General features: G+C 65.3%; 26 protein-coding genes. 5 read left to right on the top strand and 21 right to left on the bottom strand.

Translation table 11 applies throughout. The annotated features are described in order from the left end of the window. The first annotated feature begins 10 nt into the window (after positions 1-10). Positions 11-1,810: an AcrB/AcrD/AcrF family protein gene (locus tag FHS50_RS08685; RefSeq protein ID WP_183934058.1), complete on the top strand. Its 1,800-nt coding sequence runs from the start codon at positions 11-13 to the stop codon at positions 1,808-1,810. On the opposite strand, the gene FHS50_RS08680 is transcribed toward FHS50_RS08685, so the two are convergent. From FHS50_RS08680 to gluQRS, 8 genes are all read right to left on the bottom strand, one after another. Next, the gene (locus FHS50_RS08680) at positions 1,770-2,411 is read right to left on the bottom strand and encodes a MarC family protein (RefSeq protein WP_183934057.1); all 642 of its coding nucleotides are present in this window, start codon (positions 2,409-2,411) and stop codon (positions 1,770-1,772) included. The two genes, FHS50_RS08685 and FHS50_RS08680, sit on opposite strands and share 41 nt — an antisense overlap. Before the next feature lie 74 nt (positions 2,412-2,485). Continuing rightward, entirely contained in the window at positions 2,486-3,370 is an 885-nt protein-coding gene (folD, locus tag FHS50_RS08675; protein ID WP_183934056.1) for a bifunctional methylenetetrahydrofolate dehydrogenase/methenyltetrahydrofolate cyclohydrolase FolD, read from the bottom strand. Continuing rightward, entirely contained in the window at positions 3,367-3,675 is a 309-nt protein-coding gene (locus FHS50_RS08670) for a YggT family protein (RefSeq protein ID WP_183934055.1), read from the bottom strand. Before FHS50_RS08670 ends, folD begins: the two co-directional genes overlap by 4 nt. A 70-nt stretch (positions 3,676-3,745) precedes the next feature. Further along, entirely contained in the window at positions 3,746-4,723 is a 978-nt protein-coding gene (gene egtD / locus FHS50_RS08665) for an L-histidine N(alpha)-methyltransferase (protein WP_183934395.1), read from the bottom strand. Next, a complete protein-coding gene (gene egtB, locus FHS50_RS08660; protein ID WP_183934054.1) occupies positions 4,716-5,957 on the bottom strand; it encodes an ergothioneine biosynthesis protein EgtB in 1,242 nt (413 codons plus the stop codon). The genes egtD and egtB overlap by 8 nt, the downstream gene beginning before the upstream one ends. A gap of 60 nt (positions 5,958-6,017) precedes the next feature. Beyond that, on the bottom strand, positions 6,018-6,578 hold the full coding sequence (locus tag FHS50_RS08655) for a cob(I)yrinic acid a,c-diamide adenosyltransferase (RefSeq protein WP_183934394.1): 561 nt from the start codon (positions 6,576-6,578) through the stop codon (positions 6,018-6,020). Positions 6,579-6,581: 3 nt separating this feature from the next. Next, positions 6,582-6,782, bottom strand: coding sequence for an HIG1 domain-containing protein (locus FHS50_RS08650; protein WP_183934053.1), 201 nt, complete (start codon positions 6,780-6,782; stop codon positions 6,582-6,584). A gap of 5 nt (positions 6,783-6,787) precedes the next feature. Further along, positions 6,788-7,639 (bottom strand): tRNA glutamyl-Q(34) synthetase GluQRS, encoded by an 852-nt coding sequence (gluQRS, locus tag FHS50_RS08645; RefSeq protein WP_183934052.1) that lies wholly within the window; start codon positions 7,637-7,639, stop codon positions 6,788-6,790. Between the two features lie 213 nt (positions 7,640-7,852). On the opposite strand from gluQRS, the gene FHS50_RS08640 reads away from it, so the two are divergent. Both FHS50_RS08640 and FHS50_RS08635 read left to right on the top strand, forming a co-directional pair. Next, entirely contained in the window at positions 7,853-8,404 is a 552-nt protein-coding gene (locus FHS50_RS08640; protein WP_407696066.1) for an HNH endonuclease, read from the top strand. Between the two features lie 36 nt (positions 8,405-8,440). After that, the gene (locus tag FHS50_RS08635) at positions 8,441-8,932 is read left to right on the top strand and encodes a response regulator transcription factor (protein WP_183934050.1); all 492 of its coding nucleotides are present in this window, start codon (positions 8,441-8,443) and stop codon (positions 8,930-8,932) included. Here FHS50_RS08635 and FHS50_RS08630 read toward each other — a convergent pair. Both FHS50_RS08630 and lptM read right to left on the bottom strand, forming a co-directional pair. Then, positions 8,929-9,789 (bottom strand): UTP--glucose-1-phosphate uridylyltransferase, encoded by an 861-nt coding sequence (locus tag FHS50_RS08630; protein WP_183934049.1) that lies wholly within the window; start codon positions 9,787-9,789, stop codon positions 8,929-8,931. The two genes, FHS50_RS08635 and FHS50_RS08630, sit on opposite strands and share 4 nt — an antisense overlap. After that, a complete protein-coding gene (gene lptM, locus FHS50_RS10860) occupies positions 9,786-10,178 on the bottom strand; it encodes an LPS translocon maturation chaperone LptM (protein ID WP_343050664.1) in 393 nt (130 codons plus the stop codon). The genes FHS50_RS08630 and lptM overlap by 4 nt, the downstream gene beginning before the upstream one ends. On the opposite strand from lptM, the gene FHS50_RS08620 reads away from it, so the two are divergent. Continuing rightward, positions 10,177-10,728 carry a TlpA family protein disulfide reductase gene (locus tag FHS50_RS08620; RefSeq protein WP_183934048.1) on the top strand — a complete coding sequence of 184 codons (552 nt, stop codon included), beginning with the start codon at positions 10,177-10,179 and terminating at the stop codon, positions 10,726-10,728. The genes lptM and FHS50_RS08620 overlap by 2 nt on opposite strands. Here FHS50_RS08620 and dapD read toward each other — a convergent pair. Then, positions 10,725-11,546, bottom strand: coding sequence for a 2,3,4,5-tetrahydropyridine-2,6-dicarboxylate N-succinyltransferase (dapD, locus tag FHS50_RS08615; protein ID WP_183934047.1), 822 nt, complete (start codon positions 11,544-11,546; stop codon positions 10,725-10,727). The genes FHS50_RS08620 and dapD overlap by 4 nt on opposite strands. Continuing rightward, a complete protein-coding gene (locus FHS50_RS08610) occupies positions 11,543-12,220 on the bottom strand; it encodes a pyrimidine 5'-nucleotidase (protein ID WP_183934046.1) in 678 nt (225 codons plus the stop codon). Before FHS50_RS08610 ends, dapD begins: the two co-directional genes overlap by 4 nt. Positions 12,221-12,321: 101 nt before the next feature. On the opposite strand from FHS50_RS08610, the gene FHS50_RS08605 reads away from it, so the two are divergent. Further along, positions 12,322-14,580: a S8 family peptidase gene (locus FHS50_RS08605; RefSeq protein ID WP_183934045.1), complete on the top strand. Its 2,259-nt coding sequence runs from the start codon at positions 12,322-12,324 to the stop codon at positions 14,578-14,580. Positions 14,581-14,589: 9 nt separating this feature from the next. On the opposite strand, the gene FHS50_RS08600 is transcribed toward FHS50_RS08605, so the two are convergent. The 9 genes from FHS50_RS08600 to FHS50_RS08560 all read right to left on the bottom strand — a co-directional run bounded on the left by FHS50_RS08600 (position 14,590) and on the right by FHS50_RS08560 (position 22,112). Continuing rightward, positions 14,590-14,937 carry a HesB/IscA family protein gene (locus FHS50_RS08600; RefSeq protein ID WP_183934044.1) on the bottom strand — a complete coding sequence of 116 codons (348 nt, stop codon included), beginning with the start codon at positions 14,935-14,937 and terminating at the stop codon, positions 14,590-14,592. Further along, a complete protein-coding gene (locus FHS50_RS08595; protein ID WP_183934043.1) occupies positions 14,937-15,434 on the bottom strand; it encodes an SUF system Fe-S cluster assembly protein in 498 nt (165 codons plus the stop codon). Before FHS50_RS08595 ends, FHS50_RS08600 begins: the two co-directional genes overlap by 1 nt. After that, on the bottom strand, positions 15,431-16,642 hold the full coding sequence (locus tag FHS50_RS08590) for a cysteine desulfurase (protein ID WP_183934042.1): 1,212 nt from the start codon (positions 16,640-16,642) through the stop codon (positions 15,431-15,433). The genes FHS50_RS08595 and FHS50_RS08590 overlap by 4 nt, the downstream gene beginning before the upstream one ends. Continuing rightward, a complete protein-coding gene (locus FHS50_RS08585) occupies positions 16,639-17,376 on the bottom strand; it encodes a SufD family Fe-S cluster assembly protein (protein ID WP_183934041.1) in 738 nt (245 codons plus the stop codon). Before FHS50_RS08585 ends, FHS50_RS08590 begins: the two co-directional genes overlap by 4 nt. After that, positions 17,373-18,116 carry a Fe-S cluster assembly ATPase SufC gene (gene sufC, locus FHS50_RS08580; RefSeq protein WP_183934040.1) on the bottom strand — a complete coding sequence of 248 codons (744 nt, stop codon included), beginning with the start codon at positions 18,114-18,116 and terminating at the stop codon, positions 17,373-17,375. The genes FHS50_RS08585 and sufC overlap by 4 nt, the downstream gene beginning before the upstream one ends. Next, positions 18,117-18,296, bottom strand: coding sequence for a hypothetical protein (locus FHS50_RS08575; protein WP_183934039.1), 180 nt, complete (start codon positions 18,294-18,296; stop codon positions 18,117-18,119). It abuts the gene before it with no gap. Continuing rightward, positions 18,293-19,747, bottom strand: coding sequence for a Fe-S cluster assembly protein SufB (gene sufB, locus FHS50_RS08570; RefSeq protein ID WP_183934393.1), 1,455 nt, complete (start codon positions 19,745-19,747; stop codon positions 18,293-18,295). Before sufB ends, FHS50_RS08575 begins: the two co-directional genes overlap by 4 nt. A gap of 29 nt (positions 19,748-19,776) precedes the next feature. After that, on the bottom strand, positions 19,777-20,175 hold the full coding sequence (locus tag FHS50_RS08565; RefSeq protein WP_183934038.1) for an SUF system Fe-S cluster assembly regulator: 399 nt from the start codon (positions 20,173-20,175) through the stop codon (positions 19,777-19,779). A gap of 71 nt (positions 20,176-20,246) precedes the next feature. Continuing rightward, entirely contained in the window at positions 20,247-22,112 is a 1,866-nt protein-coding gene (locus FHS50_RS08560) for a DUF885 domain-containing protein (RefSeq protein WP_183934037.1), read from the bottom strand. Positions 22,113-22,140 lie beyond the last annotated feature (28 nt).

The following is a 22,140-nucleotide window of genomic DNA, read 5'->3' as shown; positions in this document are numbered from 1 at the left end:
CGTGGCGCGCATGGGGGACAAGGACCAACTGATACCGCCGGCCGTGCGCCGCCTCGCCGAAGAACGGTGGCGCCTCGGCGTGCTCATTTTCTGGCTCGGCCTCTCGGCCTGGCTGCTGATCGACCGCTCGGGCACGATCGACCATTTCTTCCTGCGCGACACCGACGACAATATGCGCCTCGCACAAGTCCGCGCGCTGCTCGACGGACAGGGATGGCACGACCTGCGCCAATATCGGATTCTCCCGCCCGACGGAGCGAACATTCACTGGTCGCGCCTCGTCGACCTGCCGCTCGCGGGCCTCATCCTCCTTTTCGACCTTTTCCTGCCGACCTTGAAGGCCGAGGCATGGGCAGCGGCGACCGCCCCGCTTGTTCCCATGCTGCTCGCGCTCATCGCCCTCGCGCTCATCACCCGCCGCATTCTCGGCAAGGCCGCCTGGCCGCTGGCGATGGTTGCCTTCCTCTTCGCCAGCATCGCGCTCGGAATGTTCTTCCCGATGCGCATCGACCATCACGGCTGGCAGCTCGCGCTGCTCCTCCTCGCCTTCGCGGGCCTCGTCGATCCGAATACCCGCCGCGGCGGCCTCACCGCGGGCCTCGCCGCGGGCCTGTCGCTCACCATCGGGCTCGAGATGATCATCTTCCTCTCGCTCCTCGGCTTCGCGATGGTGCTCGGCTGGGTCGCCGACCGGGCCGAGCGCGGGCGCATGCTCGCCTTCGCCGCTACCCTCGCGGCGACCACTTCGTTCGGCTTCCTCCTCTTCGCCTCCGCCGACAATCTCGCAATGCGCTGCGATGCGCTGACACCCGTCTGGCTCGCCGACGCGATCCTCGGAAGCGCGCTCCTCCTTCTCATCGGCTGGCGCGGCCATGAGCGCTGGACCGTCCGCCTCGCAATGGCAGCCGCAGCAGGCCTCCTCCTCGCCGCCTTCCACGCCCTCGCCTTCCCGCATTGCCTCTCGCGGCTCGAAGGCGTTCCCGAGGCGGTCTCGCGCCAATGGCTCGACCTCGTCAACGAAGCGCGCCCCGTCACCCGCCACAGCCTCGAACTCCAGCTGCGCGCTCTCTCGATTCCGCTGATCGGTGCCATCGGCTATACGCTCATGATCGTCTCGGCCCGCCGCGATCCCCGCCAATTGCGCGCCACCCTGTCGCTCGCCGTCCCCGCCTTCGTCGGCCTCGGGCTGCTTTTCTGGCAGCTGCGCGCCGCCCCTGCGGCACAGCTTCTCGCGGTGCCCGGCGCGGTGGGACTGATCTGGCTCCTCCTCCCGCGCCTGTCGGCCTCGGGCTCGCTCCTCGTGCGCACCCTCGGCGTCGCCGCGCTGGTCGTGATCGGCCTCGGCGCGCTGCCCTCGATCGTCGCCCAATATGTACCGAAGAACGAAGTGCAGAAGGCGCTCGCCAATTCCAAGCGCATCACGCCCTGCACCGCCAACCGCGCGCTCGAGCCGCTGGGCGAAGTGCCGCCGGGCCTCATGTTCGTGCATATCGACCTCGGGCCCCGCCTCATCGTGATGACCCCGCATGACGCGATCACCGGCCCCTATCATCGCAACCATCAGGCGATCGGTGACGTGCTCACCGCCTTGTCGAGCCCGCCCGAACAGGCCCGCCCGATCATCGATCGCTATGGCGCCGACTATCTGCTGATCTGCGACGACAACAAGGCGCAGCAGCGCACCAGGGCACGCCGCCGCCTTGCCGATGCGCTCGAGCGGCAGGTGCCGGACTGGCTCGAACCGGTCGACCTACCCGAAGAAAGCCCGTTCAGGCTGTTCCGGGTGAAAGGATCGGAAAGCTCGCGCTGAGCCCGTCGACGACGAATTGCGCGGCAAGCGCGGCAAGGATGACCCCCAGCAGCCGGGTGATCATCGCCTCGACCTTGTGACCGAGCATCCGCATCAACGGCCCCGCCGCAAGCAGCGCGCCCAGCGTGATGAGGATGACCAGGGTCATCGCGCCCGTAATGACGAGGAATTCGGTCGTTCCGGTCGCGCGCGCGGTGAACAGCATCATCGCGGCGATCGTGCCCGGCCCGGCGATCATCGGGATCGCCATGGGAAAGATCGACACGTCCTCGGCCTCGGGGGTCCCTTCCAGTTCCTGCGCCCGATGTTCGCGCCGCTCGGTGCGCTTTTCGAACACCATTTCGAGAGCGATCATGAACAGCATGATCCCGCCCGCGATGCGAAAGGCGGGAAGGGTGATGCCCAGCGCCTCGAGCATGGGTTCGCCCAGAAGCGCGAAGAAGATGAGGATCGCCCAGGCGACGAGACAGGCGCGGATCGCCATTCGGCGCCGCGCGTCACGGGTCGCATCACGGGTGAGCGACGCGAAAATGGGTGCATTGCCCGGCGGGTCGATGATCACCGCGAAGGTGACGAAGGCCGTCGTGAAAAGTTCGATCATCGCTCGCCCCGCTCGTTCATGGTTTCCAATACCCCCTTGTTACCGCAAGGCTAGCGCATGATGCGCCAAAAGGTTCAAATCCCCGGCGCGTCGAGCCCTTCGCGCGCATAGGCCGCCACCAACGTGTTGCGAAGCAGCATGGCGATGGTCATCGGCCCCACGCCGCCCGGCACGGGAGTGATTGCCTCGGCGACGCTCTCGGCGCCCGCGAAATCGACATCGCCGACCAGCCGGCCCTTCTCGCCTTCGCTCGCGGGCGGCAGGCGGTTGATGCCCACGTCGATTACGGTCGCGCCGGGCTTGATCCAGTCGGCCTTGACCATCTCGGGGCGTCCCACCGCGGCGACAAGGATGTCCGCGCTGCGCGCCAGTTCGGGAAGATTCCTGGTCCGGCTGTGCGCGATGGTGACGGTGGCATTTTCCTGGAGGAGAAGCTGCGCCATCGGCTTGCCGACGATGTTCGACCGGCCGATCACCACCGCATGCTTGCCCGAAAGGTCGCCCAATTGCTGCTTAAGCAAGTGGAGGCAGCCATAGGGCGTGCAGGGCACCAGCGCATCCTGCCCGACGCTCAACCGTCCGGCATTGATGACATGGAAACCGTCGACATCCTTCTTGGGGTCGATGGCATCGATCACCCGGTCGGCATCGATATGGTCGGGCAGCGGCAATTGGACGAGGATGCCGTCAACCTTTTCGTCGGCATTAAGCCGGCGCACCAGCCGGATGAGTTCGCCTTCGCTCGTCGCGGCGGGCAAGCGGTGAGTGAAGCTTTCCATCCCTGCCTCGACGGTGGCCTTGCCCTTGGCCCCGACATAGACATTGCTCGCCGGATCGTCCCCGACCAGCACCACGGCAAGGCCGGGCGCGCGCCCCACTTTCCGGCGAAAATGCTCGACCTTTTCGGCGACCTCGTCGCGCAGCTTGGCCGCGACCGCCTTGCCGTCGATGCGGCTCACCGGAAAACCGTGACGCCGGTCTCGGCGAGGATCCCCGGCAGGATGGCCCGTTCGATGATCATGATCGCGATCAAGACCACCATCGGCGACAGGTCGATGCCCCCGAAATCGGGCATGATCTTGCGGATCGGCCGATAGATGGGCGCGGTGATCCGCTCGAGCACCATGCCCAGCGTGCGGACGAAATTGGACTGGGTGTTGATCACGTTGAAGGCGATCAGCCAGCTCATGATGACCTGCGCGATGATGATCCACCACAGGACCGTGAGCAGGATGTAGACGATTTGGACGATTGTGAAGATCATGCCCGCTGGCTTAGCGGCTGGTGGGGCGGCCCGCAACGGCGCTTTCGGCGGGTGGCGGGCGCCTTATCCGTCAGGGCGCGTGGCGGGGCGGTTGGGCCTCGGCGAGGATGAGCGCGAAATCCTCATCCTCGTCGGTCCATTCGGCGATCGGCGTCCAGCCTCCGGCGAGCAGCAGCGTTCGACCCCCGCGTGGACCATATTTGTGGCTGTTCTCGGTATGGATCGTATCGCCTTCGTCGAAATGGAAGGCCTCGCCCTCGACGGTAAAGTCGAGCGCGCGGGTCGCGACGAGGTGCATCTCGATCCGTCCCAGCATTTCGTTCCACCGCGCTTCGTGGCGGAAAAGCTCGACCGGGATATTGCCCTCCAGCTCGCGGTTGATGCGGGTGAGGAGATTGCGGTTGAAGGCCGCGGTGACGCCCTCGGCATCGTCATAGGCGCGGCGCAGCCGGTCGATCGGCTTGATCCGGTCGAGCCCGATGATCAGCTTGGCATGATCGCCGAGGATGTCGCGGAAATGGCGCAACAGGTCGGTCGCGCTGCGCGGCACGAAATTGCCGATCGTCGATCCCGGGAAAAAGCCCGTGCGCTTCAGGCCCTCGATCTCGGCGGGCAATTCGACATGGCCGGTGAAATCGGCTTCGACCGGATCGACCGCCAGGCCGGGAAAATCGCCTTTCAACTTCTCGGCGCTGTCGCGCAGATAGTCGCCCGAAATGTCGATCGGGACATAATGGTCGGGCTTCAACGCGCGGATCATCAACGGGGTCTTGGTCACTGACCCCGCGCCGAATTCGATCAGTGCGCCTCCGGTCCCCGTCTTCTCCGCGATCGCTGCCGCGTGGCGGGTCATGATGCCCGTCTCGGTGCGGGTCGGATAATAGCTGTCGAGCCGGGTGATCTCGTCGAACAGTTCGGACCCGCGCCGGTCGTAGAGCCAGCGCGCGGGGATTGCCCGATGGCGCGCCTTCAGCCCGTCGAGGACATCGCGGCGGAAAGCGGGATCGACCGCGTCGGTCGGGCTATCGGGGGTCGTGGCATCAGGCATCTCTTGCAAGGCGAACTCCGGTGAACTGCCAGCGCTGGGCAGGATAGAAGAAATTGCGATAGGAGGCGCGGCTATGGCCGCGCGGCGTGGCGCAGCTCGCGCCCTTGAGGACGAACTGGCCGCACATGAACTTGCCATTATATTCGCCGACCGTCCCTTCCTCGGGGGTGAAGCCGGGGTAGGGGAGATAGGCCGATCCGGTCCATTGCCAGCAATCGCCGAACATCGTGCCCGCGCCCAGCGGCATCACCGCACCTGCCTCGTCGAGCTGGTGGCCCGCGGCGGGATCGGCATTCGATGCGGCCATTTCCCATTCCTCCTCGCGCGGCAGCCGCGCACCCGCCCAGCGGGCATAGGCTTCGGCTTCGTAATAGCTGACATGGGTGACGGGCAGCGACGGTTCGATCGGTCGGCGGCCCGCTAGCGTGAAGCGCGACCATTCGCCATCATCGCGCCGCCAGTAAAGCGGCGCCTCGATGCCATTTTCGGTGACCCAGGCCCAACCATCGGACAGCCATAGGGACGGGGTCGAATAGCCGCCGTCGAGCATGAAGCGCGCCCAGTCGCCCTGCGTCACCAGCCGGTCAGCCAGTTCGAAGGGCGCCACCAGCCGCGCATGGCGGGGCCGTTCGCAGTCGAAGGAAAAGCCCTTGCCCGAATGGCCGATCTCGACCGTCCCGCCTTCGTGGCGGGTCCAGCCCATCGGCGCGGCCTCGCCCGTCGCGACGGGCGGCCCTTCGCCATAAGCGGGGTCGAGCGGATTTTCGTGCAAGGCGGCGAGGATATCGGTGAGGAACAGTTCCTGATGCTGCTGTTCATGCTCGATGCCGAGCGCAATGAGCGCGCGAACATCCTCGCCCAGCTGGGGCAGCGCCTCCACCAGCGCGTCGTCGACATGGGCGCGATAGGCGCGCACCTCATCGAGCGAGGGGCGGCTGATCATCCCGCGCCGGGCACGGGCATGGCGCTCGCCTTCGCCTTCATAATAGCTGTTAAACAGAAAGGGCCAGCGTTCGTCATGGAGGCGATAGTCCGCCACATGGTCGCGCAGGATGAAGGTCTCGAAGAACCAGCTGGTGTGCGCGAGGTGCCATTTCGCGGGCGAAGCGTCCTCGTGCGGCTGGATCACCGCATCGGCATCACTGAGCGGCCGGGCAAGCGCATCGGTGAGATGCCGCGTCGAAAGATATCGATCGCGAAGGTCGGATGAAGGCTGGTCATCGGCTCTGGCCACTACACGCTCCCACTTAGCACAGGTTCAGCGGTCATGGGCAGGAGATGTTCCCGGTCTCGCTCAGCGCGTCGCGCCGGGCTGCCACAGGATATCGCCCGTGCCTTCCGATGCGGCATGGGCGCGCGCCGAGACGAACAGATGGTCCGACAGGCGGTTGAGATAGGAAAGGACGTGAGGATTGACCTCTTCCCCGTCCCACAGTGCCACTGCCGCGCGCTCGGCGCGCCGCACCACCGCCCGGGCAAGATAGAGTTGCGCGGTCGCGGCCGATCCGCCGGGCAGGATGAAGCTGGTCAACGGATCAAGATCGGCATTCATCGCGTCGATCTCTTGCTCGAGCCGCTCGACCTGACTCTCCTCGATGCGCAGCGCGCCCTCGACTTCGCCGGGCGTGGCGAGATCGGCGCCCAGGTCGAACAATTCGTTCTGGATGCGCCGCAGCGCCTCGGACAGCTTCTTGTCGGAAAGATGGGCGATCACCACGCCCAGGGCGCTGTTGGCTTCATCCACCTCGCCGATCGCATGCATCCGCGCCCCCGCCTTGGAGGTTCGGCTGCCATCGACCAGCCCGGCGGTGCCATCGTCCCCAGTGCGGGTGTAGATCTTGTTGAGCTTGACCAGCGGTCAGCCCCGTCCGGCGACCATCAGGAGAAGCGCGATGATGAGGATCGCGATGCCCTGGAATAGCACGCGCTTGCGCATGTAGCTCTGCTGCCGCGCGCCGTCGATATCCGTGCCCGACGCCATGGCGATGATCCCGCGCACGAGCACATAGGCCGTCGCCGCCATGAAACCGACGAGAAGGATGATGAGAAGCGTGTTCATGCCGACTATGTAGGCTCCGTCAGGCGGAAACCCAAGGGCAGACTTTGGTCCATCAACCGCGCCGCCAGTTCGCGCCCGTCGACTCCCTCCTCGCGCATCGCCGCCAGGGTCGGCGCAAGGTCGCGCTTCGCCAGCCGCCGCCCGTCCTCGAAGGTCACCAGCCGATGATGCAAATAGTCCGGCTCCCCAAGCCCCAGCAGTTCCTGCAACAGCCGCTGCACCGGCGTCGAGGCGCGCAGGTCCGCTCCGCGCACCACCAGCGTCACACCCTGCGCCGCATCGTCGATCACGCAGGCGAGGTGATAGCTCGCCGGCGCATCCTTCCGCGCAAGAATGACATCGTCGAAATCCTCGCGGCCCGAGCGCAACAACCGCCCCTCCTCGCGCCATGTCGGCAACCCGCCCGCCACATCGAGCGCCCTGCCCGCATCGAGCCGCCAGCTATGCGCCTCGCGCGCGCGCCGCGCCGGGTCGTCGGGCCTCCCCCGGCAGGTCCCGGGATAATGCGCCCCGCCCGGCCCGTGCGGCGCCGCCAGCGCTTCCTGGATATCGGCTCTCGTACAGAAGCAGGGATAGACCAGCCCCCGCTCCCGCAATCTCTCGAGCCCCGACGCATATTCGTCGCTCCGCTCGCTCTCGAACAGCACCTCGCCGTCCCAGCCGATGCCGAGCCAGCGCAGATCCTCGAAAATCCCCTCGACATGCTCGGGACGGCTCCGCCCCTGGTCGAGATCGTCGATCCGGAGCCGCATCACCCCGCCCGCCGCGCGCGCCGCCTTCAGCGCCATCGCCGCCGAATAGGCATGGCCAAGGTGCAGCCGACCGGTGGGCGAGGGGGCGAAGCGCGTTGCGACCATATTGCCCCTAACTGTTGCAAAAGGGACTCTTGACGCAAGGATTCATCGCATGGTGTCATGCAGGGGTCATTCCGGGTTGGCATCCGGGTGCACGAGACGGAAAGACGGGCCATGGGCCGCCAGTCTCCCGCGGAGTGGTGCGATCAGGCCGGGAGGCGGTGTCTGGGGTCGTCAGACACGCGGGAGGCCTTTGTCTTGTACCAACATGACCAAATGCGACATCTGGAAAGCTGCCCGGCATTGGTGCTCAATGCCGATTATACGCCCCTGTCCTATTATCCCCTGAGCCTCTGGCCCTGGCAGACCGCCATCAAGGCCATGTTCCTCGAACGGGTGGACGTGGTCGCCCATTACAACCGCGAGGTGCACAGCCCCTCTTCGGCGCTCAAGCTGCCCTCGGTGATCGCGCTGCGCCAATATGTGAAACCCAGCGAATATCCTGCCTTCACCCGGTTCAACCTTTTCCTCCGCGACCGCTTTTCCTGCGTCTATTGCGGAAGTTCGAGCGAACTTACCTTCGACCATGTCATCCCGCGCCGCCAGGGCGGCCGGACGAGCTGGGAGAATGTCGCCACCGCCTGCGCGCCCTGCAATCTGCGCAAAGGCGGCCGCACGCCTGCCGAAGCGCATATGCCGATCATGGGGGGAACGCCGATCCGGCCCACCAGCTGGCAGCTCCAGGAACATGGCAAGAGCTTCCCGCCCAACCATCTCCACTCGACCTGGCGCGATTATCTTTACTGGGATGTCGAGCTCGACCCCTAAGGAGCTGTTAACCATTCGAGTCCTAGGGAAAGTGGCATGAGTGACCCCCGTCCCCTGATCCTGTTCATCGAACCGCGCCGCTCGGCGCTTTCCGCTCTCGGCCAACGCCTTTGCGATGCCGGGATGACCGTCCTTCCCGCCGCCAATGCCGCCGACGGGCTGGCGCTTCTCCATCGCAAGCCGGTCGACCTCCTGCTCGCCGAACTCGACCTGCCCGACCGCCCGGCAAGCGAGATCGTGCGCTTCATGCAGGGCGACAACCGGCTCGCCGAGATCCCCACCGTCCTCATCACCGCGCAAAGCAATGAACAGGGCGCGCTCGAAGCCTATGAAAGCGGCGCCGACGATGTCATCGCCAAGCCCTTTGACAGCGACGTGCTGATTGCCCGCATCCGCCAGCGGCTGCGCCGTTCGGCAGCGTGGAAAAGGCTGCGCGCCGACAATGCGGCGCTCGACCGGCGGGTGGTCGAACGCTCGCTCCAGCTCGGGGAACTGCGTGAGGAAATGGAACGGCTGCGCCGCTCCTAGGCCCGGCCGTCCAGATAGTCGCGGATCGACGCGGCGACCTCGGGGTCTTCGAGCCCCATTGCCAGGTTGGCGAGAACGAAACCCGCCTTGTTGCCGCAGTCATGGCGCACCGCATCGACGCTCACCGCGTGGAAAGGCTGCTCGCCGACCAGCTTGACCATCGCATCGGTCAGCTGGATTTCCCCGCCCGCGCCGGTCTCGTGGCTCGCCAGCTTGTCCATCACCTCGGGCTGGAGGATGTAGCGACCGACGATCGCCTGGCGTGAAGGCGCCTCGTCGGGCTGGGGCTTCTCGATCATGTGGCGCACTTCGGTGACATTGCCGTCGCGCTTGCCCGGGTCGATGATGCCATATTGGGCGGTGCGCTCGCTTGCCACTTCCTGCGTGCAGACAAGATTGCCGCCCAGCCGCGAATAGGCCTCGACCATCTGCTTGAGAGCGCCGGGCCGGCCCACCATCAGATCGTCGGGAAGCAGCACCGCGAAGGGTTCGTCTCCGACGATGCGGCGCGCGCACCAGATCGCATGGCCGAGGCCCAGCGGCTGCTGTTGGCGCACCGAGACCAGTTCGCCATAGCCTGCTCGACTGGCGCTCAGCGAATCCTTGGTCTTGCCCTTCTCGTCGAGCACATGTTCGAGCTCATAGGCCATGTCGAAATAATCGACGAGGCTCGCCTTGCCGCGTCCGGTGACGAAGATCAGCTGCTCGACCCCTGCCTCGCGCGCTTCGTCGACCGCATATTGAATGAGCGGCCGGTCGACGATCGTCAGCATCTCCTTGGGCATGGTCTTGGTCGCGGGAAGAAGCCGCGTGCCCAGCCCCGCGACGGGAAAGATCGCCTTGCGGATCGGCTTCATCGGCTGGCTCCCTCGGGGCCTTCGATATCGCTGTCCTGGTCGACCGGATCGTCGACGTCGCTCGCGGGATCGGGTTCGGGCGCGGCGCCGCCTTCGGGGGGCGGCAGGTCGAAACGGTCGGGCTCGCGCGGGGTCGAGCGCTTGACCAGTTCGTCGATCCGCTCGGGCCGCGCATATGGCGGCGGAGTGAGGAGGTCGTCGGCATCGGGCTGGCGGTCGGCCAGCGCGGGCTTGACCGGAAGACTCTCGCCTTTCTCGGGCTTGAGCGGCCCGGTGGTCCCGCAGGCGGCAAGTGCGGCGCAGGCGGCCGCGAGGAGAAGGATGTTCCGCATCGCCTCCCAAATGCCGCATTGCGAAGCGCCTGCCAACCGCTTAGCGAACGGGGCCATGAAAGCCCTGCCTGTCATTTCCCTCGCCCTGATGCTCGCTGCCTGCGGCCAGCAGCCCTCATCCCCCACCAAAAAGGCCGAGGCCGGGGAATGCCGCCCGCCCGAAGCCGGCGGCGTCGATCGCTGCCATGTGGGTAAGGAAATGCCCGATATCGCCGTGCTCGCGCCCGATGGCGGGGAAACCACGCTGGCCGACATTGCCGCGGGCGAACCCCTGCTCGTCAATCTCTGGGCAAGCTGGTGCGCACCCTGCGTCAAGGAACTGCCCACGCTGCTCGCCCTGTCGGGCCGCGAGGATGCGCCCCGCGTCCTCACGCTCAACCAGGACATGGGTCCGCAACGATCGGTGCAGGCCTTTCTCGAAGGCCATGGCGTGGGTGACCTCGGTGCCTGGCAGGATCCCGACATGGCAATGACCGATGCCCTGCCGGTGACGATCATGCCCACCACCGTCCTTTACGATGGCGAGGGACGCGAAGTGTGGCGCTATGTCGGCGATCTCGACTGGAATGGCGAGGAAGCGTCGCGCCTCCTCGCCGAACTGGGCTAGTCGCGGAGCAGTTCGTTGATCCCGGTCTTCGAACGGGTGCGTTCGTCGACTTTCTTGACGATCACCGCGCAGGCGAGGCTCGGCCCGCCCTTGTCCGACGGCAGCGTGCCGGGCACCACCACCGCATAGGGCGGGACGCGGCCATAGCTGATCTCGCCCGTTTCGCGGTCGACGATCTTGGTCGAAGCGCCGAGGAAGACCCCCATCGACAGGACCGCGCCTTCGCCGACGATCACCCCTTCGGCGACTTCGCTGCGCGCGCCGATGAAGGCATTGTCCTCGATGATCACCGGGCCCGCCTGCAAGGGCTCGAGCACCCCGCCGATCCCCGCGCCGCCCGAGATATGGACGTTGGCGCCGATCTGGGCGCAGCTTCCGACCGTCGCCCAGGTGTCGATCATCGTGCCTTCGCCGACATAGGCGCCCAAATTGACGAAGCTCGGCATGAGGACGGCATTTCTCGCGATATGTGCGCCGCGGCGGACGATCGCGCCCGGCACCGCGCGGAAGCCCGCGGCCTTGAAAGCTTCCTCGCCCCAGCCGAGGAACTTGCTGTCGACCTTGTCCCACCAGGGCGCGCCGCCCGGCCCGCCCGGGATGGTCGCCATCGGGTTGAGGCGGAAGGACAGGAGAACCGCTTTCTTGAGCCACTGGTTGACCTGCCATTCTCCATCGACCTTCTCGGCGATGCGCGCTTCGCCGCTGTCGAGCCGCAGGATCGCGGCTTCCACCGCTTCGCGCACCGCGCCGTCGCTGTCGGGCGAAATGGTATCGCGTTTATCGAAGGCGTCTTCGATGATCGTCTTGAGGTCGCTCATTTTGTCCTCTCTTGTCTCAGGATGCGGTGCAGCCAGTCGGCCACATTGTCGATGCGCTCGTCGACATGGTCGGTCGGAGGCGCCTCATGCGCCTGCTCCGAACCATTGTCGACCCAGATGGTGGTCAGCCCCAATTGCTTGGCGGGCTTGAGATTCTTGGCCATGTCCTCGACCAGTACCGCGCGCGACGGCTCGATCTCGAACCGCTCGAGCATCAGCTCATAGCCATGCAGATCGGGCTTGGGGCGCAGATTGGAGGCAAGGATGTCCTGCATCCCGTGGAAATGCTCGTCGATCCCCAGCCGCCCAAGGATCCGCCGCGCATAAGGCTCGTCGCCATTGGTGAAGATGAAACGCCGCCCCGGCAGCCGGCCCAGCCCGGTGGCGAGCCGCTCGTCGCGGTCGATCCGGTCAAGCGGGATGTCATGGACATGGCCGAGGAAATCGTGCGGATCGACGCCATGCTCCTTCATCAGCCCGGCGAGCGTGGTGCCATGGGTGTGGAAATGATGCTTCTGGACGCGGTGCGCCTCGACTTCGTCGACCCCCAGCAGGCGGCGGATATAGGCGTTCATCCGCGCATCGATCAGCGTGAACAGCCCGGTCGATGCCGGGTAGAGGCAATTGTCGAGGTCGAAGATCCAGTCGGTGATATGGGCGTAGCGCGGGTCCATCTCGGCGCGGCGATAGCCGCATCCATGCCTTTCAGCAAAATGTAAGTTTGCATCCTCTAGGGATGGGAGCGCATATTGATGTCGAGATAGGAGCAGTGACGGTGAGGCAGACGAGGTGGATGATAAGCGTGGCCTTGCTGTCGCTCGGCGTGGCGGCGTGCGGCGGGGGCGGGTCGCCCACTCCGCCGGTCAGTTCGCCGCCCCCGCCGACGACGCCGCCTCCGGCACCGCCGCCGCCCCCGCCCCCCATTACCAATTTCGACGATGCCGAATATCGCCGCTCGAACGCGGCAGTCGATGCCAAGGCGATCGCCGCCTATGAAGAAGGCGCCACCGGCGCGGGCGTGAAGATCGCGATCATCGACACCGGTCTCAATCCCGCGCTGTCCGATTTCGCGGGGCGCGTCGATCCGGCCAGCGGCGATGTCGCGGGCAATCGCGGGGTCAGCGATGTCGACGGCCATGGCACCGCGGTGACCGCGATCGCCGCGGCGGCGCGCGACGGCGACGGCATCCTCGGGGTCGCGTTCGACGCGACGATCATTTCGCTGCGCGCCGATTCCCCCGGCACCTGCGGCACCGCCTCGGGCTGCACGCTTCTCGAAAGCAATATCGCCACCGGCATCGACCAGGCGGTCGCGGGCGGCGCGGTGGTGATCAATCTCTCGCTCGGCGGGGGCGCGCCCAGCCAGCCGCTGCTCAACGCGATGCAACGCGCGGTCAATGCGGGGATCATCCTCGTCATCGCCGCGGGCAATGACGGCAATAATGTCCCCGCCGACGGCTTTGCCGCGGTGCCCGCGTCGCGCTTCCCGGGTCAGGTGATTGTCGCGGGCTCGCTCGGGATACTCGAAAACGGCACCGTCAACACCAACAAGCTCAGCGACTTTTCGAATAATGCCAGCGGCGCACAGAATGCCTATCTCGGCGCCACCGGCTTTCGCGTCCGCGCCCCCGACCATACGGGCGAGGCCTTCCTCTGGTCGGGCACCAGCTTCTCGGCCCCGGTGATCACCGGCGCGGTCGCGCTGTTGAAACAGGCCTTCCCCAATCTCACCGGGCGCCAGATCACCGAGATCCTCTTCAACAGCGCCGACGATCTCGGCGCGCCGGGCGTCGACTCCACTTTCGGCCATGGCCGCCTCAACATCGAAGCCGCCTTCCAGCCGCAGGGCGCTACCGCCCTCGCGGGCACGGGCGAACGCATCGCGCTCTCGGGCAACGGCACGCTGCCTGCCGCCGCAGGCGACGCCGCGGGCCACACCACGATGGGCGCCCGCGCCATCTTCCTCGACCGCTACCAGCGCGCCTACCAGTTGGATTTGGCCCGCACCCTCGATCCCGCCGACAGCAATCCGTCGCTGGGTCCGGCTTTCGTCAACTCGGTCGAATCCCGCGCCTCGCGCTTCGGCAATCTCGAAATCGACACCTCGGTCCGCCCCGCGATGATCGGGCTCGCAGACGATGGCCCCGAACGGCTCGGCCTCGCCCGCGAGGAATGGCGCGAAGCGCGCCTCGTCGCCGCCAGCGCGGTCGCGCGGCTGAGCGACCGGACCGCGATGGCCTTCGGCTATGGCCAGGGCGCCGACGCGATGCAGCGCCGCCTTGCCGAGGTCGCCTCGGATGATTTCATCGCCGCCCGCCGCGACACGCTGGGTTTCGCGGCAGCGCGCGAGGAAGGCTTTGCCGTCCGGCACGATCTGGGCCCGCTGGCGGTCGGCTTCGCCACCGAGAATGGTAATGTCTATTCGCGGTTCGAACGCGGTGTCGAAAATACGCCCTATCGCTATTCGCAGGTCAGCGCCGATGCGGGCCTGATCCAAGGCGGTCGAGCGAGGGCGGGTTTCGGGCTGCTCGAGGAGAAGGAGACCTTTCTCGGTGGGCGGCTCAATCCGCAATTCGCTTCGGGGGGCGCCGACACGCGCTTTGCCTTCCTCGGCTGGCACCAGCAGTTCGGCGAGCGCATCGCGCTCGACCTGGAAGCGCGTCGCGGCTGGACCCGCGCTGACAATCTCGCGCTCACCAGCGAAGCGTTCAGCGCCGATTTGTCGGTGAGGGAAATCTTTACCGGTACGGATCGTCTCGGCCTGCGGGTCGCGCAGCCGCTTCGCGTACGCAGCGGCGGGCTTGAACTCTGGATGCCGACGGGATGGGACTGGCAGAGCGAAACCGCCAGTTTCGGCGATGTCGCGGTTCCCTTCACGCCGTCGGGTCGGGAGATCCGCGGCGAGGCCAGCTACTCGCGCGGCCTGTTGGGCGGCTCGCTCACGACCAATGTCTTCTATCGCAAGGATCCGGGCCATGTTGCCTCGGGCGAGGACGACATGGGCGCGGCGATCCGCTTCACGTTGGGGCTTTGATGGGTCCCGTCAGACCGTGAAGCTCTCGCCGCAGCCGCAGGCACCGGTGGCATTGGGATTGTCGAAGACGAAGCCGGCGGCGAAATCGTCTTCCTTCCAGTCCATCACGCTGCCGACGAGATAAAGAACCGAAGCGCCGTCGACGTAGAAAGTCCCGCCCGGGGTCTCGATCTTCTCGTCGAAGCTCGATTCCTCGGACACATAGTCGACCGAATAGGCCAGCCCCGAACAACCGCGGCGCGGCGTCGACAGCTTGACCCCAATCGCGTCGTCGGGCGCATTTTCCATCAGATGAGCAATCCGCGCTTCGGCAGCAGGCGTCAGGCGGATCGCCGCAGGTTTTTCTCTCACGCGCATTACAGCATCCCCAGTTCGAGCCGCGCTTCATCGGACATCTTGGAGGGGTCCCAGGGCGGGTCCCACACCAGCTTGACCTCGGCGTCGCGGACGCCGGGGACCGAGAGCACGCGCAATTCGACTTCGCCCGGCATGGACTCGGCGACCGGGCAATGCGGCGTGGTCAGCGTCATGGTGACGGTTGCATCGCCATCCTCGCTGACCTCGACGTCGTAGATGAGCCCCAGATTGTAGATGTCGACCGGGATTTCAGGATCGTAGATCGAGGACAGCGCCTCGACGATCGCTTCCTTGACATCGTCGGCGTTGCCCGAGGGTGCGGGGCTTTCGGTTTCGCGCGACAGGAAACCTTCGAGATAATCCTTCTTGCGCTCGAGCTTCGCGCTCGCGCTTTCATGGACCCGGCCATCATCGAGCGGGCCTTCGCCCACGCGGGCGCGGGGCGGCGTGTCGACCTTGTCGACCTTTTCCACTTCGATCTTTTTCTGCTCGGTCATCCGAAAATCCGTTTCACTTTTTCCAGGCCCTTCATGAGGGCCGCGACATCTTCCGCCGAGGAATGGGCGGCGAAGCTGGCACGTACGGTGGCGCTGACCCCAAGATGGTCCATCAGCGGCTGGGCGCAATGGTGGCCCGCGCGCACCGCGACCCCGGCGTCATCCAGAATGGTCGCGACATCATGCCCGTGCACGCCGTCCAGATTGAAACTCACGATCCCGGCGCTGTCGTCTGAGCCGTAGAGCGTCAGCCCCTCGATGCGCGACAATTCCTCGCGCGCGAAAGCGACGAGGCCGCTTTCATGGCGGTGGAGGTTCAACACATCCTGCTCGCGCAGCCAGTCGACCGCGGCATGGAGGCCGATCGCGCCGACGATATGCGGCGTTCCCGCTTCGAAGCGGGTGGGGGCGGGGGCGTAGGTCGTTTCCTCGAAGGTCACCCGGTCGATCATCGATCCGCCGCCTTGGTAGGGAGGCATGTCGGAGAGCAGCGGGCTGGTGAGCGCGCCGATGCCCGTGGGGCCATAGAGCTTGTGCGCGGACCAGACGTAGAAGTCGCAGCCGATCGCGCCGATGTCGACCGGGATGCGCGGCGCGGCCTGACACCCGTCGAGCAGGATCTTCGCGCCGACGCGATGCGCCAGCTGGGTCGCGGTGCGGGCATCGAGGATCGAGCCGAAGACATTGGACACATGGGCGAGCGCGACGAGCCGATGCTCTTCGGTGAGCATCTTCTCCATCGCCTCGAGATCGATCCGGCCATCGTCGCTGATCGGGCAGATATCGATGATCGCACCGACTTCGCGCGCGAGCATCTGCCAGGGCACGATGTTGGAATGATGTTCGAGCGTCGAGAGGAGGATGCGGTCGCCCGCCTTGAGGTTGTCCCTGCCCCAGCTTTGCGCGACGAGGTTGATCGCCTCGGTCGCGCCGCGCGTGAATACGGTGTCTTCGGGCTTTCCGCCGATCAGCGAGGCAGCGGCGCTTCGCGCGGCCTCATAGCTTTGCGTCATCATCGCCGAACGTTCGTACACGCCGCGATGGACGGTCGCATAATCATGCGCATAGGCGCGGGTGATCGCGTCGATCACCGCCTGCGGTTTCTGTGCGGTCGCAGCGCTGTCGAGATAATGCCAGCCTTCGGGGAGGCCCGGGAACTGGTCCCGTACCGCCGCCTTGTTACCATCGAGGCTGGCAGGCGCATTCATCGGGTCATCGCGCGCAGCTGTTCGCGCGCCTCCACCGAAATGGGGCTGTCGGGGCCAAGCGCGTCCCACAGCCCGCCGACAAAACCCTCAAGAAGAAGCGCCTTGGCTTCTTCGGGGGGCAGGCCGCGCATGGCGGCGTAGTAAAGCTGTACCGGGTCGAGTTCGCCCACCGTCGCGCCATGCGCGCAGGCAACGTCATCGGCATAGATTTCCAGCTCGGGCTTGGCATTGGCGGTCGCGCCCCGGTCGAGGAGCATCGCCTTGATGTCCTGTTCGCTGGTGGTGTGCTGGGCATCGCGCGCAACCGCGACCTGGCCGGCATAGCTGCCCGTCGCGGTGCCGCCCAGCACGGTGCGCACGCTCTGGCGCGAATTGGCAGCAGGTTCGACATGGCGAACCGTGGTAACGATCTCGAGCGTCGCCGAACCCCCGCCGATATTGGCGGCATCGAAGGCGAAGTCGGCGCCTTCGTGCAGCTTCACGTCGAGCTCGATGCGACCGTAGCGGCTCGCGCTGTTGAGTGCGTAGAGCGACAGGCGCGCACCCTTTTCGAGGGTGATCGTCGCGCGGCGGATCTCGATTTCCTCGCCCGACGGCTGCCAGATTTGCTGCACTTCATTGTGCGCAGCAATCTGCAGCATTTCGGGCGGCGAAAGCGCGTCCCAAACCTCCGCCAGCGCCGTGCGGTCGGCGTAGCGCCACATCTCGTCCTTGGGGGAGGGAAGCGCGGTCAAGCCATCACCTCCGCATAGCCCTCTTCTTCGAGTTCGAGGGCGAGTTCGGGGCCGCCGGTCTTCACGATCCGGCCCGCGACGAGGATATGCACCTTGTCGGGTTTCACATAGTTCAAGAGCCGCTGGTAATGGGTGATCAGCAGCACGCCCTTGTTCTGCGCCCGCATGATCCGGTTGATGCCTTCGCCCACCGCCTTGAGGGCATCGATGTCGAGGCCGCTGTCGGTCTCGTCAAGCACCGCGAACTTGGGATCCATGATACCCATCTGGACCATTTCGGCGCGCTTCTTCTCGCCGCCCGAAAAGCCCACGTTGACGGGCCGCTTGAGCATGTCGGCGGGAAGGCCCAGCGCTTCGGCTTGGCCGCGCGCGAGCTTGATGAATTCGGCGCCCGAAAGATCTTCCTCGCCGCGGGTGCGGCGCTGGGCATTGAGGCTTTCGCGGAGGAACTGGAGCATCGACACGCCGGGAATCTCGACCGGATATTGGAAGCCGAGGAACAGGCCGTTGGCGGCGCGTTCGTGCGGTTCCATGTCGAACAGGTCTTCGCCCGCAAAGGCGACCGAACCGTCGGTCACGTCGTAGCCCGGGCGCCCGCCGAGCGCATGGGCGAGCGTCGACTTGCCCGCGCCATTGGGGCCCATGATCGCATGGACTTCGCCCGCGGGCACTTCGAGGTCGAGCCCCTTCAAGATGGGCTTGTCGCCGACCGCGACATGGAGGTTTTCAATCTTCAACATCTAAAGGACGAAGCCTTCCTTCTCGAACTTCTTGCGGATTTTCTCGATGTCCTTTTCGGACGTGGTCGCAATGGCGACGCGGCCCGAGCTATCATCGATATGGACGCCAGTGTCCTTGCAGCTCTTCTCGACGAAGGCCTGGACATCTTTGGCGATTTCCCTAGGTACGTAGCGGATCATCCGACACTCCCTTCCAGTGACAATGCGAGGAGCTTCTGCGCCTCGACGGCGAACTCCATCGGGAGTTCCTTCAGCACTTCCTTGGCAAAACCGTTGACGATCAGCGCGACCGCGGCCTCCTCGTCGAGGCCGCGCGACTGGGCGTAGAACATCTGGTCCTCGCTGATCTTTGAGGTGGTGGCTTCATGCTCGATCGTCGCGGTGGGGTTCTTAACCTCGATATAGGGAACGGTGTGCGCGCCGCATTCACTGCCGAGAAGCAGGCTGTCGCACTGGGTGAAGTTGCGGACATTCTCGGCCTTGGGCAGCACGCGGACGAGGCCGCGATAGGTATTGTCCGACTTGCCCGCGCTGATGCCCTTGGAGATGATCGTCGAGCGGCTGTTCGGCCCGATATGCACCATCTTGGTGCCGGTATCGGCCTGCTGGTAATTGTTGGTGAGCGCGACCGAATAAAATTCGCCGACCGTATCCGCGCCCTTCAGGATGCAGCTCGGATATTTCCAGGTGATCGCGCTGCCGGTTTCGACCTGCGTCCAGCTGACCTTCGAGCGGTCGCCCGCGCACAGGGCGCGCTTGGTGACGAAATTGTAGATGCCGCCCTTGCCGTCCTTGTCGCCCGGATACCAGTTCTGGACGGTGGAATATTTCACTTCGGCATCTTCATGCGCGTAGATTTCGACGACCGCGGCATGGAGCTGGTTTTCATCGCGCATCGGGGCGGTGCAGCCTTCGAGATAGCTGACATAGCTGCCCTTGTCGGCGACGATCAGCGTGCGCTCGAACTGGCCGGTATTCTCGGCATTGATGCGGAAATAGGTGCTGAGTTCCATCGGGCAGCGGACACCTTCGGGGATGTAGACGAAGGTGCCGTCGGAGAAGACCGCGCTGTTCAAGCAGGCAAAATAATTGTCGCGCTGCGGGACCACGCTGCCGAGATATTTCTTCACCAGCTCGGGATGCTTCTTGATCGCCTCGGAGATCGACAGGAAGATCACGCCTGCCTTTTCCAGCTCCTCGCGGAAGGTGGTGGCAACCGAGACACTGTCGAATACCGCGTCGACCGCGACCTTGCGCGCCCCTTCGACGCCCGCGAGGACCTTCTGTTCCTCGATCGGGATGCCGAGTTTCTCATAGGTGCGCCGGATTTCGGGATCGAGCTCGTCGAGCGACTTCAGCGTCGGCTTCTTCTTGGGCTCGGCGTAATAATAGGCGTCCTGATAATCGATCGGCGGGATGGTGAGCTTGGCCCAGTCGACCTCTTCCATCTCGAGCCAGGCGCGATAGCCCTTCAATCGCCATTCGAGCATCCACTCGGGCTCGCCCTTCTTGGCCGAAATGAAGCGCACGGTATCCTCGTCGAGCCCCTTGGGCGCGAACTCCTGCTCGATATCGGTCGAGAAACCCCATTCATATTCCTTGTCGATCGCCTTCTTGGCGTCGGGGTTCATCTGCTCGCGGCTGGTCAGATCCTGCTCGCTCACTGGCTCAATTCCTTCAAACTGACGGCGCCAAGCGCGCCGCGTACCTTTTCTCCGACCAGCCCCATGTGCGGCTTGACCTTGCAATGCGCATCGAGCGCGCAGTCCGAAGCGCCTTCGCTGCATTGCGTCAGCGCGATGGGGCCCTCGACCGCTTCGACGATGTCGGCGAGGCTGATCTCGCTCACCGGCCGGGCGAGGAGATAGCCGCCGCCCGCTCCGCGCTGTCCGGTGAGAAGCCCCGCGCGGCCCAGCGACTGCATCAGTTTCTGAGCGGTCGGCAGGGGCACGCCGGTTTCCTCGGACAAAATGGTCGCCGACAGCCGTTCGCCCGGCTCGCGGCGGGCGGCGGCGGTCATCATTACGACCGCATAGTCAGCGAGGTGTGTCAGGCGCATCTTTAAATCGGACCATATCGTTCCGATTGGCGAGATAGGCCTTTTCCTCGCAAAATCAAGCGGAGTCTGGCCTAGCGGCGATCGTCCATGATGGCACCCCGCATCACTTTCTTGCGCTCGATCCAGGCTTCGACATTCTCTTCGAGCATGTCGAGGGGAACCGGACCCGAGGCCAGCACGGTGTCGTGGAAGCCGCGCCAGTCGAAATCGTCGCCCAATTCGTCCATCGCCTGCTGGCGAAGCTCTATGATCTTCAACTTGCCGATCATGTAGGCGGTCGCCTGCCCGGGCATCACGATATAGCGCTCGATCGCCTTGCGGATGTCGCCGTCGGGATTGGGGGTGTTCTCGGTGAGATAGGCAATCGCTTGCTCGCGGCTCCAGCGCTTGTGGTGGATGCCGGTGTCGACGACGAGTCGCGCGGCGCGCCACAATTCCATCCCGAGCCGACCGAAGTCCGAATAGGGGTCGGTGTAGAAGCCCATGTCCTTGCCCAGTTCCTCCGAATAGAGGCCCCAGCCTTCGCTATAGGCAGTCTCCCCGCCGAAGCGGCGGAAGGCGGGCAGTTCGCCGAGCGCGGTCTGGATCGAACGCTGCAAATGATGGCCGGGCGAGCCTTCATGATAGGCCAGCGCCTCCAGTTCGTTGAGGCTCATCGCGTTCAAATCGTAGAGGTTCACATAATAGATGCCCGGGCGCGAACCGTCGGGTGCGGGGGATTGGTAGAAGGCCTTGCCCGCCGATTTCTCCCGGAACGCCTCGACCGGCTTGATCACCAGCGGGTCCTTGGGGAGGATTCCGAAATATTGCGGCAGCGCGGCGTTCATCTTCTCGAGCGCGGCATTGGCCTTGGCGAGATATTCCTCGCGGCTCTTGGCGAAGAAGCGCGGATCGTTGCGGGTATATCGGAAAAAGTCCTGGAGACTGCCCTTGAAGCCCACCTTATCCATGATCTCGCGCATCTCGCCATGGATGCGGGCGACATTGTCGAGGCCGATCTGGTGGACTTCGTCGGGACTGAGCTTGCTGTTGGTATATTGCTCGAGCTTGGCGGCGTAATAATTGGCACCGTCGGGCAGGCGCCACACGCCGTCCTCTGTCGGGGCGATCGCCTGCTGGCGCACCATTTCCTCGCGGAGCGCGCGATAGGCGGGCACCGCCTGGTCGCGCCACGCGGCATCGGCACGGGAGATGAGGTCGGCCTTGGCGGCGGCGTCGATGTCCAATTTGCCGACCTTGTCGCGGAAATCCTCGAGGATGGCATTATCCATGCCCGCGCCGAGCAGATTATCGATGTCGCCGATGACATAGGGATAGACCCATTTGGGTGGCATGATGCCGTCGGCCGCCCGTTCGCGTGACTGGCGGGTGAGTTCGGGAATCACGCGCGCGGTGTCGGCGATGCGGCTGATATAGGCCTCGGCATGGGCGGGTTCGCCGATGCGGTGGATGTTGATCAGGAAAGCCGGGCCCTGGCTTTGCTGGCCGAACATCTGGTTGAACAGATAGCCGTGCCGGTCATAGGGCTCGAGCCTCTCGTCCTCGGCGAGGTCGCGCAGGAAAAGGCGGTAGGAAAGGCGGTCCTGCGCATCGAGCCTGTAGGGATCGAATTCGGCGCGCAGCCGGGCAGCAGTCTGCCGCTTGAGTGCGAGGCGGGCATCGTCATTGGCCTCGCTGACATCGCCCCAGGTGCCATAATCCTCGTCGATGATGCCCCGATAGGCCTTGCTCAGCGGGCTGAGTTCGAGTTCGGCGCGGTCATATTCCTCGAACAAGGCGGCAAGCCGCTTGCTGGCGTCTTCATCGTGCATATCGCTCTCCGCCGCACCGTCCTTCGCGACCGCCACGGTCGAGGCGGTGGCGGGGGCGCTGTCCCCGGGCGCCGCACAGGCGGCAATGAGGCTCGTCGAGGCGGCAAGCATGGCAAAACGGAACATCTGGTCATCTCCTGGCGTACGCAAAATG

Source organism: Sphingomicrobium lutaoense (assembly GCF_014195685.1).
GTDB classification, from domain to species: Bacteria; Pseudomonadota; Alphaproteobacteria; order Sphingomonadales; family Sphingomonadaceae; genus Sphingomicrobium; species Sphingomicrobium lutaoense.
Note: the sequence above shows the minus strand (reverse complement) of the source record. Positions and strands in the feature narration are given on the sequence as shown.